General features: G+C 47.6%; 13 protein-coding genes. 11 read left to right on the forward strand and 2 right to left on the reverse strand.

Annotated features, from left to right (window positions below):
• The first annotated feature begins 58 nt into the window (after positions 1-58).
• The 4 genes from AC1RRX_RS04455 (at position 59) to AC1RRX_RS04470 (ending at position 5419) form a co-directional block, all read left to right on the forward strand.
• Positions 59-1117 carry a carbamoyl phosphate synthase small subunit gene (locus tag AC1RRX_RS04455; protein WP_144464044.1) on the forward strand — a complete coding sequence of 353 codons (1059 nt, stop codon included), beginning with the start codon at positions 59-61 and terminating at the stop codon, positions 1115-1117.
• On the forward strand, positions 1110-4205 hold the full coding sequence (gene carB / locus AC1RRX_RS04460; RefSeq protein ID WP_144464042.1) for a carbamoyl-phosphate synthase (glutamine-hydrolyzing) large subunit: 3096 nt from the start codon (positions 1110-1112) through the stop codon (positions 4203-4205). Before AC1RRX_RS04455 ends, carB begins: the two co-directional genes overlap by 8 nt.
• On the forward strand, positions 4193-5164 hold the full coding sequence (argF, locus tag AC1RRX_RS04465; protein ID WP_007409130.1) for an ornithine carbamoyltransferase: 972 nt from the start codon (positions 4193-4195) through the stop codon (positions 5162-5164). The genes carB and argF overlap by 13 nt, the downstream gene beginning before the upstream one ends.
• Before the next feature lie 75 nt (positions 5165-5239).
• Positions 5240-5419: a YjzC family protein gene (locus tag AC1RRX_RS04470; RefSeq protein WP_003155070.1), complete on the forward strand. Its 180-nt coding sequence runs from the start codon at positions 5240-5242 to the stop codon at positions 5417-5419.
• Between the two features lie 36 nt (positions 5420-5455).
• Here AC1RRX_RS04470 and AC1RRX_RS04475 read toward each other — a convergent pair whose 3' ends face one another.
• Positions 5456-5641: a YjzD family protein gene (locus AC1RRX_RS04475; protein WP_007409129.1), complete on the reverse strand. Its 186-nt coding sequence runs from the start codon at positions 5639-5641 to the stop codon at positions 5456-5458.
• A 260-nt stretch (positions 5642-5901) separates the two neighbouring features.
• On the opposite strand from AC1RRX_RS04475, the gene AC1RRX_RS04480 reads away from it, so the two are divergent.
• The 4 genes from AC1RRX_RS04480 to AC1RRX_RS04495 all read left to right on the forward strand — a co-directional run bounded on the left by AC1RRX_RS04480 (position 5902) and on the right by AC1RRX_RS04495 (position 8532).
• A complete protein-coding gene (locus AC1RRX_RS04480; RefSeq protein ID WP_007409127.1) occupies positions 5902-6636 on the forward strand; it encodes a hypothetical protein in 735 nt (244 codons plus the stop codon).
• An 82-nt stretch (positions 6637-6718) separates the two neighbouring features.
• Positions 6719-7285, forward strand: a complete 567-nt coding sequence (locus tag AC1RRX_RS04485) for a Rossmann-fold NAD(P)-binding domain-containing protein (RefSeq protein ID WP_017417444.1) — start codon at positions 6719-6721, stop codon at positions 7283-7285.
• 89 nt (positions 7286-7374) lie between these two features.
• Positions 7375-8328: a BMP family ABC transporter substrate-binding protein gene (locus tag AC1RRX_RS04490; RefSeq protein ID WP_007409125.1), complete on the forward strand. Its 954-nt coding sequence runs from the start codon at positions 7375-7377 to the stop codon at positions 8326-8328.
• Between the two features lie 12 nt (positions 8329-8340).
• Positions 8341-8532: a ComZ family protein gene (locus AC1RRX_RS04495; protein ID WP_003155061.1), complete on the forward strand. Its 192-nt coding sequence runs from the start codon at positions 8341-8343 to the stop codon at positions 8530-8532.
• 28 nt (positions 8533-8560) lie between these two features.
• On the opposite strand, the gene AC1RRX_RS04500 is transcribed toward AC1RRX_RS04495, so the two are convergent.
• A complete protein-coding gene (locus AC1RRX_RS04500; RefSeq protein WP_007409123.1) occupies positions 8561-8779 on the reverse strand; it encodes a hypothetical protein in 219 nt (72 codons plus the stop codon).
• Positions 8780-8946: 167 nt separating this feature from the next.
• Between AC1RRX_RS04500 and AC1RRX_RS04505 the strand changes: the two genes are divergently transcribed.
• The 3 genes from AC1RRX_RS04505 (at position 8947) to AC1RRX_RS04515 (ending at position 12014) form a co-directional block, all read left to right on the forward strand.
• Positions 8947-9885, forward strand: coding sequence for a beta-ketoacyl-ACP synthase III (locus AC1RRX_RS04505; protein WP_007409122.1), 939 nt, complete (start codon positions 8947-8949; stop codon positions 9883-9885).
• A 22-nt stretch (positions 9886-9907) separates the two neighbouring features.
• Positions 9908-11146, forward strand: a complete 1239-nt coding sequence (gene fabF, locus AC1RRX_RS04510; protein ID WP_015417206.1) for a beta-ketoacyl-ACP synthase II — start codon at positions 9908-9910, stop codon at positions 11144-11146.
• Between the two features lie 82 nt (positions 11147-11228).
• Positions 11229-12014 carry a DUF2268 domain-containing putative Zn-dependent protease gene (locus tag AC1RRX_RS04515; protein ID WP_061046904.1) on the forward strand — a complete coding sequence of 262 codons (786 nt, stop codon included), beginning with the start codon at positions 11229-11231 and terminating at the stop codon, positions 12012-12014.
• The last annotated feature ends 89 nt before the right edge of the window (positions 12015-12103 follow it).

Raw genomic sequence — 12103 nt, forward strand, 5'->3', positions numbered from 1 at the left:
TATAAAAGTATAAAAATTCATATTTTTAATTAATTATTCATCAAGAGGTGGGCTTTAGATGAAAGGCTATTTAGTATTGGAAGACGGAACATCATTCGGCGGTGAACTTGAAAAAGAAGCCCGCTGTGTTGGCGAAGCGGTTTTTTTCACCGGAATGACGGGTTATCAGGAAGTGCTTACAGACCCGTCATATAAGGGTCAGATCGTCGTCTTTACGTATCCGCTGATCGGAAACTACGGAATTAATGAAAAAGACCTTGAAAGTAAGATTCCTCAAGTCAAGGCTGTTGCCGTCTATGAAGCGTGTGAACATTTTTCTCACCATGAAGCAGTCTCAAGCTTGAGAGAGTATTTAAATAAATGGAACATCCCGCTCTTAACCGAAGTGGACACACGGGCCGTCGTCAAAACCATCCGCTCCGGCGGCACGATGAACGCTGCCGTGTCAACAACAGGAGAAATTCCGGCAGCATCCGGAACAGAAAACCCGGCGGAGCTGGCGCAGTCTGAAGACATCACGTCAATGGGGAATGGAGACCGGCATATTGCGCTGATTGATTTCGGTTATAAAAAATCAATCGCCTCGTCACTTGTAAAGCGCGGCTGTAAAGTAACGGTCATTCCGTATCAGCAGATGAACGCTGTTTACGACATTCAGCCTGACGGAATCGTGCTCTCAAACGGCCCGGGCGACCCGAAAGCGATTGCGCCGTACATGAACCGGATTACATCATTACTCAGTGATTTCCCCGCACTCGGTATTTGCCTCGGGCATCAGCTGATTGCCCTGGCTTTCGGAGGAAATACGTATAAGCTGCCGTTCGGCCACAGGGGTGTCAACCATCCCGTCATTGACCGGAAAACGAAACGGGTGTTTATGACAAGCCAGAACCACAGCTATGTCGTTGATGAAGCATCAATTGACGAAAACGTGCTGTCCATCAGATTTCATCATGTCAATGACACATCAGTGGAAGGGCTCATTCATAAGCGCCTTCCCGTATTAAGCGTCCAGTTCCACCCTGAAGCTCATCCCGGACCGGCTGAGAGCGAGTGGATATTTGATGAATTTCTAGAGAAAGTGATACCAGCAAGGAGAGAAATCGCTCATGCCTAAAGATACAACCATTTCCAGCATATTAGTCATCGGCTCCGGCCCGATCATCATCGGCCAGGCGGCAGAATTTGATTATTCAGGAACGCAGGGCTGCATGGCTCTGAAAGAAGAAGGATACCGCGTTATTCTAGTCAACAACAACCCGGCAACGATTATGACGGATGAGGCGTTTGCCGATGAAATATATTTTGAACCGCTCACAACCGACAGCATCGAGGCCATTATTAAAAAAGAAAAACCAGACGGTCTGCTTGCCAATTTGGGCGGCCAGACGGCATTGAATTTAGCCGTTAAGCTTGAAGAAGCAGGCGTGCTGAAGAAGCATCACGTCAAGCTTTTGGGAACATCGGTGGAAACCATTCAAAAAGGCGAAGACCGGGAGCAGTTCCGCGCCCTGATGAAAGAGCTCGATCAGCCCGTTCCTGAAAGCGAAATTGTCGACAACGAAGAAGATGCCCTCCGTTTCGCCGAGTCTATCGGATTTCCGGTTATTCTGAGACCGGCGTATACGTTAGGCGGAAAGGGAGGCGGAATCGCGAAAACGAAAGAAGCGTTTCAGACGCTTATTAAACAGGCGCTGTTAGCAAGCCCGATCAGCCAATGCCTCGTCGAAAAAAGCATCGCCGGATTTAAAGAAATCGAATATGAGGTCATGCGTGACAGCAATCATACATGCATCACCGTCTGCAACATGGAAAACATCGATCCCGTCGGCGTGCATACAGGAGACTCCATCGTCGTCGCACCGTCCCAGACGTTAACGGATGAAGAATATCAGATGCTGCGTTCAGCAAGCCTGGCGATTATTTCGGCGCTGGATGTGGTCGGCGGCTGCAACATTCAATTTGCGCTGGATCCGTTCAGCAAACAGTACTATGTCATTGAAGTGAACCCGCGTGTCAGCCGCTCTTCAGCTCTCGCGTCAAAAGCGACCGGCTATCCGATTGCCAAAATGGCGGCGAAACTTGCCGTCGGCTATACGCTTGACGAACTGAAAAATCCGCTGACGGGCTCTACTTATGCAAGCTTTGAACCGGCGCTTGATTATGTCATCGTCAAATTCCCGCGCTGGCCGTTTGATAAATTTAAACATGCCGACCGCACGCTCGGAACGAAGATGAAAGCGACGGGAGAGGTCATGGCGATTGAAAGAAATATGGAAGCGGCCATTCAAAAAGCGGCAGCCTCCCTTGAGCTGAAAACGATCGGCACCCGCCTGCCTGAACTCGGCGGCTGTACGATCAATCAGCTGTGGGAATTAGCGGTAACGCCGGATGACCGGAGATTTTTCGTCGTCATGGAACTGTTAAGCCGCGGTGAAACGATAGAAGACATCCATGCCAAAACGAAAATTGACCCGTTTTTTCTCCATGTATTCCGAAATATCATCACATTGGAAAACAAGCTGATGGAAGAAGGGGATCATCTGTCAATGCCGCTTTTAAAGCAGGCGAAGGTAAAAGGCTTCACGGATGTCATGATCGCATCTCTCACGGGAAAAACGGAAGAAGACATCCGTGCTCTCAGAAAGAAATCAGGCATCGTCCCGTCGTTTAAAATCGTAGATACATGCGCCGCTGAATTTGATGCCAAGACGAATTATTTCTACTCCACCTACCTCGGGGAAAGCGACGGAGATATCAGCCGAAAAGAGAAAAAACGCGCCCTCATCATCGGCTCAGGCCCGATCCGCATCGGTCAGGGAGTGGAATTTGATTACAGTGCCGTCCACGGCGTTCTGACCCTGCAAAAGCTGGGGTATGAAACGATTATGATCAATAACAATCCGGAAACAGTAAGCACGGATTATGAAATCGCTGACCGGCTTTATTTTGAACCGCTGACGACAGAACATATTTTGAACGTGGCGGAACATGAAAACATTGATTTTGCCATCGTCCAGTTTGGGGGGCAGACCGCGATCAATGCCGCTGAACCGCTGGAAAAAGCGGGCATTCCGCTGCTCGGAACATCCTTTGAAACCCTTGATGCGCTGGAGGATCGGGATCTGTTTTATCAGCTGCTTGATGACCTTGACCTGAAACATGCCAAAGGCGAAACTGCTTATTCAAAAGAAGAAGCAACGGAAAAAGCAAGCCGAATCGGCTACCCCGTGCTGATCCGTCCGTCTTATGTCATCGGTGGGATGGGCATGATCATCGTTGATTCAGAAGCGCAAATGTCAGAGCTGCTGGCAAATGAAGCGGGCATGCCGTATCCGATTTTGATCGATCAGTACATTACAGGAAAAGAATTGGAGATCGATCTGATTTCCGACGGACATGAAGTATTCGTGCCGACTTACACAGAGCACATTGAACGCGCCGGCGTCCATTCGGGCGACAGTTTTGCGATTCTTCCGGGTCCGTCTGTCACACCTGATATGCAGCGGAATATAAAAGAGGCCGCCGAAAAAATCGCGGTAAAACTGGCTTTTAAAGGCATCATGAACATTCAGTTTGTCATTGATGACAAAGGGGATATTCTCGTTCTTGAAGTGAATCCGCGGGCAAGCCGCACGGTTCCTGTCGTGTCTAAGGTGATGGGGGTGCCGATGATCCCGCTTGCCGCCAGATTGCTGGCCGGCGCTTCCCTTAAAGACATCAAGCCCGAGGTTCAAAATCAGCACGGAACGGCAGTGAAATTCCCGGTTTTTTCTTCGTACGCCATTCAGGATGTGGACGTAAAGCCCGGGCCGGAAATGAAGTCGACCGGAGAAGGCATGTGTGTCGCGTTTGACGCAGAAAGCGCCCTGAAAAAAATCTACGCGCACGTCTGGGAGAAAAAAGGCAGCATCTATCTGGAAGGCTGTGATGCGGAATTGGAACGTCAGGCTCAAGAGGCGGGATTTACCGTATGCAAAGATGCGTTCCCGGCATGGGCAGAGCGAAAGGATAAAGCGGTCCATATCAATTTCAATCACTCTGAAGAAGCGCGTAAACAACGGATTGAAGCCATGACGCACGGTGTGACGGTCTTTACTGAACCGGAAACCGTAAAGGCATTTTTAGCAAGCGGCTCCGGCAAACCTGAGCCTGTATCGCTCAAAGATCTTTATCAAAAGGAAGTGGCATCATGCACACAATAAAAGCGGAACACACATTAACCCATTTGTACGGCAAAGATTTTCTTTCCTTAAAAGATGTCAGCCCGTCAGACATCAAAGCGCTTCTGACAGAAGCTTCATTATTAAAACAACATCCGATACAGCCGATTTTCCAAGGGAAAACATTGGCGATGATTTTTGAAAAATCTTCAACCCGCACACGTGTGTCTTTTGAAGCGGGAATGGCCCAGCTCGGGGGAACGGGACTATTTCTTTCAAGCAGCGACCTGCAGCTTGGGCGGGGGGAGACGGTCGCGGATACGGCGAAGGTGCTGTCCGGCTTCGTTGATGCCATTATGATCCGCACCTTTGAGCATGAAAAAGTCGAAGAGCTTGCCGAGCATGCAGACATTCCCGTCATAAACGGGCTGACCGACCGGTATCACCCGTGTCAGGCACTCGCGGATCTGTTAACGATACAAGAAATAAAAGGAAAACTGAAAGGAGTAAAAGCCGCCTATATCGGTGACGGAAATAATGTGGCGCATTCACTTATGATCGGCTGCGCAAAAATGGGCTGTGACATTGCGATTGCTTCGCCGAAAGGCTATGAAGTAGAGGAAGAGGCGGTGAATGCCGCGAAAGAAGCGGCGGCTGTTTCCGGAGCGAAAATCACCCTTACCGAAAATCCGCAGGAAGCGGTGCGGGATGCAGATGTGATTTACTCCGACGTCTTCACGAGCATGGGGCAGGAGGAAGAGACGCAGCAGCGGCTGAATGTGTTTGCCCCATATCAAGTCAACGCCTCACTCGTCAGTCTCGCAAAACCCGACTATACATTTTTGCATTGCCTGCCCGCGCATCGGGAAGAAGAGGTCACGTCCGAGATTATCGACGGTCCGAACTCTGCGGTATTTCAGCAGGCGGAAAACCGGCTTCACGCGCAAAAAGCGCTCCTGAAAGCTCTTCTTTACAAACAGGATGAACAAAAAAACCGCTGAATCTCATTCAGCGGTTTTTGATATTTCTCCGCATACAAGCGCATACTACATAAAAAAGAAAAAGGAGGAAATGACGTGGGACAGCAGCATCAATTCCGCCCGGGACAAAAAGCGCCGAATAACGGTGTGTACGTTGAAATCGGCGAAACGGGAAGCATGGTCAAAAACCCGCAAAAAATCAAGCTTACGGTGGGGGAAATGTTCCCTGAAACTTCAAACCACAACAGATTGTGGACGTATCAACGAAAACCGTGAACACAAAAAAACCTGCTGAATAGCAGGTTTTTTTATTTAATGCTGGCTTGCATCCTGTTTGACAGGCATGATCTCCGCAAGAACAAAGACTAGCACCGCAATAACCACGGCAATAACGGATGATTGCTTGAAATTGTACGCCGCGCTGTTCATGGAGGCGACCAAATAACAGGCCATATGTGTTAAAAGGAACGTCCAAATAAAACCGATAATAAACCGCACGTTTCCACCTCGTCCTTCATTTTATTCTACGTTGTATCATACCATACATAAAGCGCGGGCGGAAGGTCATTTTCTCATCAAAAAGCGCGCCTGAAACTGACATTTGCCCGCCTGTCCGGCCGTCTGATGGAAAATTCGGTTCCTGTGCTCGGGATAATAGCCAAAACATAGCAGCAAATAGGAGTTTATCCGATCCGTTTTCATTCTTCTTACATATGATAGCCAATAGAGAGATTAGGAGTAAAAGGAGGCGGGCAGGCATGGGGATTACGGAAAGATTTTTCCAATTCGGATCTGAGCTGAACGTCATCCATCTGCCGTATCGGCCGAATGGCTTCTGTATCTTTATTCTGGGGGACAGAACCCACTTTGTCAGCCGGGACTCAAGCTTTTGGCTCGAACATGAAGGGAGAAACCAGCTGTTAAATACGATGCTTGACAGAGGATACACCATTTTTAACAGCAATTTATACGGACGGCATTGGGGTTCGGAAAAAGCCGTCCTTTACGCCAGACAGCTGATTCATTATGTGCTGAAACAAGAAATCCTCAATCCGAAAATACACTTGCTCGCAGAAGGCATGGGCGCCCTTATCGCCGATCAATTGCTGCAGTCTTCAGCGGAGCATATCCGTTCAGCCGCAATGTTAGATCCTTGTCTTGACCTTCAAGCCCATTTTGAATCAGAGAAAGAAAATAAGTTTTTTTATAAGCAGTTTCTGAGGGAAACGGCACAGAGCTTCGGTGTTTCTGAAAAAGAGGCAAGCTCACTGAGCTATCAGACCATTACCGGCTGCCGCACCCGCGTGCCGGTACATATATGGCAAAGAACGACCGGAGCGCCGTACCCGTACACCCTGCATGCGAATGCGTATAAAGAAGCCCGGGAAAAGACCGGAAGCAAGACTGATATCACGTATCACCTGCTTGAGAACCCTGCGCGTATGTACAGAGCCATCTGCCGGTTTTTCCGCAGTCATGAAAAAGACCTGTAATGAATAGAATACAACAGCCATCTCTTTTCAGAGGGCTGTTTGGCTTGTGTGCGAATGAAAAACCGGAAAGGCGGCAGATGTGATGAAGACAGCGCTGATCATTGGAGCAGATGAATTTCTCGGCCTTTCATTGTGCGAACGGTTGATGGATGAGGGTGTGCATGTTGATGTCATTTTGGCAGAACCGGAGGACAAAACGAGGCAGCTGTATTTAGAAGAACGTTTAATGTGGCTCGCGAGAAACGGGCTTTTTCAAATAATAGATGAAATCGGTGAAAAGGAATACGATCGTATCTGCGTTCAATACGGGAGCGGGTGTCTGCCTGAAGAAAGGGCTGAGCCTTTATATTGGATTGTTTACAGTGAGGATCACGGAGACTGGGAAAAAAACGGTCAGCGGGATACGGCAAAAGCGATTATCCTTCCTCCCCTTTACGGTCCGTGGACAGAAGCAAAAGAAGATGGCGAAAGCAGGATCTTTTTAGAAGACGCGGTCTGCGGGCTGATGAATCAGCTTGAAGCTGACGGCACAGAAGACGAAAATCAGATTATTACCCTGGAAATAAAAGAAAAAACGCAAAAAACGGAAGCGGAAGAAAAAATTAAAGAATGGAAAAGACAATTTTCATCAATATTCGACATTTTTTAAGAAATACCTTCCATGTTATGTGCATTACCGCTACAATAAACGTATATCAATTATACATGTTATGAGTTTGAAAAGGGGTTGAACATGGCTTGATCACCAGGCTTGTCATGATCTTTTCTGTCCTCCTTTTATTGAGCGGATGCGCACAAACTCCGTTTAAAGGAAAAATTGAGAAGGTCGGAATGCTTTTTCCCGATACCATCAGTGACTTGGTATGGGGCACAAAAGGTTACAAAGGTTTATTAGCGATACAATCTGAATTTAACGTTGACGTTTATTATAAAGAAAATATCAGATCCGATGAAGATATTTTAAAAGCGATAGATGATTTTCATAAAAAAGGAGTCAATCTTTTATACGGGCACGGAAATGAATACGAGGAAATCTTCAATATGATCAGCAAGGATTATCCCGACATGGAATTCGTCGTCGCAAACGGAACGGCGAAAAGCGATAATGTCACAAGCGTTCATCTTATGGGAGAAGCAATGGGTTTTTTCGGGGGAATGACAGCCGCCCATATGTCAAAAACCAATGAGGTCGGCGTCATCGCCTCCTTTTTGTGGCAGCCTGAAGTAGACGGCTTTATCAAAGGGGCGAAATATGAAAAACCCGATATCACCGTCAATACTGAATTTACGGACCACTGGGATAACGGCAATGAAGCGCTGCATCTTTACGAGAAGTTAAAAGCGGAAGGCACGGATGTTGTATATCCGGCCGGAGACGGGTATAATGTTCCTGTCATTCAGCAAATCAAAAAAGACGGGCTTTACGCCATCGGCTATGTCGCCGAACAATCGAATCTCGGCAAAAACACGGTGCTGACAAGCACGGTGCAAAACGTAGATAAAGCCTATACATTAATTGCCGAGCAATATAATAAAGGTACGCTCAAGAGCGGAGATCACAACTTTGATTTCAGGGAAGGAGTCGTTGAAATGGGGACGTTCAGCCCTCTGGTGGACAAAGCATTTCAAGACAAAATCTCAGACCTTGTAAAAACGTATAACCGAACAAATGAACTGCCGTCAAATGAATAGAGGTGGATACACATGCAGCATGAAAAGTCTCTTGAATTTATGCAGATCGCGATGAAATACCTGCCGGAAGCAAAGGCGGAGCTTGAGAAATCCGGCATAGATCTGTCTATGGAAATGATTCAGCCGTTTATGGACCTGTTTACATCGGTCATGGCAGAAGCGTATGAGCTTGGCAGATCTGATGCCGGGGAGCTGAATAAATAAAGAGAGCCACTTTTCATGAAGTGGCTTTTCACATGATTTTTTTCTTTATAGCGGACACCATCGGCGCGAAGTCTTTAAATACGGGCTTTAATTGATCCAGAGAGTTCATGATGGACCCCAGCTGATTCATCACGTGGTTGTAATCGATCTCTTCTTCGTTTTCAGCCTGAGGCTGCTCCGGGTTTTCTTCCGGTTCTTTATCCCGGTCTCTGGAATCGCCGAACATCATTTTGGAGAAAATATCCATAGTGAAGCCTCCTTTCGTCTTCCTTTTATTCTATGAGGAGCAGCGTCCGATAGTTTAGACGAATATATTGCCAACAGAAAAAAAATAGGGTAGAATTAGTACCTGATACTAATAATTGATCATAACTAATTAGTTTTAAATTCATTATAAAAAAGGAGTCTTTTCCAATGAAAGCTGGAATTCTTGGCGTCGGCCGTTACATCCCGGAAAAAGTGCTGACAAATCATGATCTTGAACAAATGGTAGATACATCGGACGAGTGGATTCGTACGAGAACAGGTATAGAAGAAAGAAGAATCGCCGCGGAAGATATGTATTCATCCGGCATGGCCGCTGAGGCTGCGCAAAAAGCGCTTGATCAGGCCGGCATTTCCGCTGAGGAGCTTGATATGATCCTAGTGGCGACGGTTACTCCTGACCAGTCTTTCCCCACCGTTTCCTGTATGATACAAGAGAAGCTCGGGGCCAAAAAAGCGTGCGCGATGGATATCAGCGCCGCATGTGCGGGTTTTATGTACGGTATCGTAACCGCCAAACAATTCATTGAATCGCAAACATACAAACATGTCCTCGTGGTCGGCGTGGAAAAGCTCTCAAGCATTACCGACTGGGACGACCGCAATACGGCTGTGCTGTTCGGAGACGGAGCCGGAGCGGCGGTCATCGGACCGGTCAGCGACGACAGAGGCATACTGTCATTTGAGCTCGGAGCAGACGGTACAGGCGGTCAGCACTTGTACTTAGATGAAAAAGGGCATACAATCATGCATGGAAGAGAAGTATTCAAATTCGCCGTCCGGCAAATGGGTGAATCGAGTGTAAATGTCATTGAAAAAGCCGGCCTCTCCAAAGAGGACGTAGACTTTTTGATTCCGCATCAGGCAAACATCCGCATCATGGAAGCGGCACGGGAACGTTTGGAGCTTCCGGTTGAAAAGATGTCTAAAACAGTCCATAAATATGGAAACACATCCGCAGCATCCATTCCGATTTCATTAGTAGAGGAACTGGAAGCAGGCAAAATTAAAGACGGCGACGTCATCGTCATGGTCGGTTTCGGCGGAGGATTGACATGGGGCGCCATAGCAATACGCTGGGGACGATAAAAAAAGGTGAGGTGCACACAAGATGAGTAAAAAAAGAGTAGTCGTTACAGGGCTTGGAGCCCTGTCTCCGCTTGGAAACGACGCCGAAACAAGCTGGAAAAATGCAATCGGCGGCGTATCCGGAATCGGACCGATCACACGTGTGGAATCGGACGAGTATCCGGCGAAAGTAGCTGCTGAACTGAAAGATTTCAATATTGAAAATCACATGGATAAAAAAGAAGCGCGAAAAATGGACCGCTTCACGCAATATGCTGTCGTAGCCGCGAAAATGGCCGTTCAAGATGCCGGTCTGAATATCACAGACGAGATCGCGCCGAGAGTCGGCGTTTGGGTCGGGTCCGGAATCGGCGGTCTTGAAACGCTTGAATCCCAATTCGAAATCTTCCTGACTAAAGGGCCGAGAAGGGTCAGCCCGTTCTTTGTTCCGATGATGATTCCGGATATGGCGACAGGCCAAATCTCAATCGCTCTCGGAGCAAAAGGAGTCAACTCCTGTACGGTGACGGCATGTGCGACGGGAACGAACTCTATCGGTGACGCGTTTAAAGTCATTCAGCGCGGCGATGCCGATGCGATGATTACGGGCGGAACGGAAGCACCGCTGACAAGAATGTCATTTGCGGGCTTCAGCGCAAATAAAGCCCTTTCTACAAATCCTGATCCGAAAACGGCAAGCCGCCCGTTTGATAAAAACCGTGACGGCTTTGTCATGGGAGAAGGCGCGGGGATCATCGTGCTTGAAGAGCTTGAGCATGCCCTTGCCCGCGGTGCGAAAATCTACGGGGAAATTGTCGGCTACGGCTCAACGGGTGATGCCTACCACATTACCGCACCTGCCCAAGACGGGGAAGGCGGTGCAAGAGCGATGCAGGAAGCAATCAAAGATGCGGGCATCAAGCCTGAAGAAATTGATTACATCAACGCTCACGGCACAAGCACGTACTACAATGATAAATACGAGACAAAAGCCATTAAGACCGTTTTCGGTGATCATGCGTACAAGCTTGCCGTCAGTTCGACAAAATCAATGACGGGTCATTTGTTAGGCGCTGCCGGAGGAATTGAAGCAATCTTCTCCGTCATGGCCATTAAAGACGGCATTATCCCGCCGACGATTAACATCGAAACACCTGATGAAGAGTGTGATTTAGATTATGTACCGGACAAAGCGCGCGAGCAGGATGTCAACATCGTTCTCAGCAACTCGCTCGGCTTCGGCGGACATAATGCCACTTTGATCTTTAAAAAATATCAATAATACAGTTTTTGACCGGCTGCCTGAAAAAGGTGGCCGGTTTTTTTGTGTGTGCATATGATAACAACAAGAGGAGGCGAACCGTATGAGCGTCAAGCAGACATATCAATGGATGGAAAAGGCGGCATCCGTAAATGATCTGGCTCCGCATCTTTTGCCGCTTTTTTCAGGGGCCGATAAGAAAGAGTGGAAGCCGATACTCGGGATGCTGCAAAACCACGGCATGTTCCGCCATTTGAAGGACGGCGTTAGGACCAGTAAACGGCTGAAAGAAAAAGGATGCTACAGCCATATTCAAAAGGAGGAAGCCTATTTAAAGGAGAAGTGGAACGGGCCGGACGTGCCGATCGTAGTTTTGCCCGTCGATGAACGAAACCGGAAAATCCGTCAGGAATTCGGATCAAAATCCGGTCTGGCCTTTCGGGACAAAATGTTCCTCTTTCTATCGTCGGATAGTTCCAATTCAGCTGTATCCGCCCTTATGACACATGAATATAATCACGTCTGCCGGTTAGAACATGTGACAAAGGACGAAAAAGACGAGACATTTCTTGATACAATCATGATGGAGGGGCTGGCAGAATATGCTGTATATGAGCGGTTCGGCTCAAGTCTTACGGCGGAATGGACGTCCTACTATACGCCCGAGCAGCTTGATTTTCTGTTTGAAAAAAGAGTCAAGCCGAACCTCCGCTTAACGAGAGACAGCAGAATGTTTTCCCAGCTGTTATACGGAAAAGGGTACTTCCCCTCAATGCTCGGCTATGCCGTCGGATTCAATATAGTAAAAAAATATTTAACCGGCCATCAAAAAACAGTAAAAGAAGCATTGGCCATCCCTTCAAAAACCTTTCTGGAGGCAACGCTTTAATAGATTAAAAGAATGGAAATTATTTAAGGATATTACATTTATCCTAAAAAATTCTTGCTTTTGTAATAATGATGTAATAATATACAACT

This window comes from Bacillus sp. GW821-FHT11D08, assembly GCF_058808515.1.

Excerpts from the sequence above, each read along its gene's own strand:
- AC1RRX_RS04455 (WP_144464044.1), top strand. The coding sequence starts at position 59 with ATGAAAGGCTATTTAGTATTGGAAGACGGAACATCATTCGGCGGTGAA.
- carB (WP_144464042.1), top strand. The coding sequence starts at position 1,110 with ATGCCTAAAGATACAACCATTTCCAGCATATTAGTCATCGGCTCCGGC.
- argF (WP_007409130.1), top strand. The coding sequence starts at position 4,193 with ATGCACACAATAAAAGCGGAACACACATTAACCCATTTGTACGGCAAA.
- AC1RRX_RS04480 (WP_007409127.1), top strand. The coding sequence starts at position 5,902 with ATGGGGATTACGGAAAGATTTTTCCAATTCGGATCTGAGCTGAACGTC.
- AC1RRX_RS04485 (WP_017417444.1), top strand. The coding sequence starts at position 6,719 with ATGAAGACAGCGCTGATCATTGGAGCAGATGAATTTCTCGGCCTTTCA.
- AC1RRX_RS04495 (WP_003155061.1), top strand. The coding sequence starts at position 8,341 with ATGCAGCATGAAAAGTCTCTTGAATTTATGCAGATCGCGATGAAATAC.
- AC1RRX_RS04500 (WP_007409123.1), bottom strand. The coding sequence starts at position 8,779 with ATGGATATTTTCTCCAAAATGATGTTCGGCGATTCCAGAGACCGGGAT.
- AC1RRX_RS04505 (WP_007409122.1), top strand. The coding sequence starts at position 8,947 with ATGAAAGCTGGAATTCTTGGCGTCGGCCGTTACATCCCGGAAAAAGTG.
- fabF (WP_015417206.1), top strand. The coding sequence starts at position 9,908 with ATGAGTAAAAAAAGAGTAGTCGTTACAGGGCTTGGAGCCCTGTCTCCG.
- AC1RRX_RS04515 (WP_061046904.1), top strand. The coding sequence starts at position 11,229 with ATGAGCGTCAAGCAGACATATCAATGGATGGAAAAGGCGGCATCCGTA.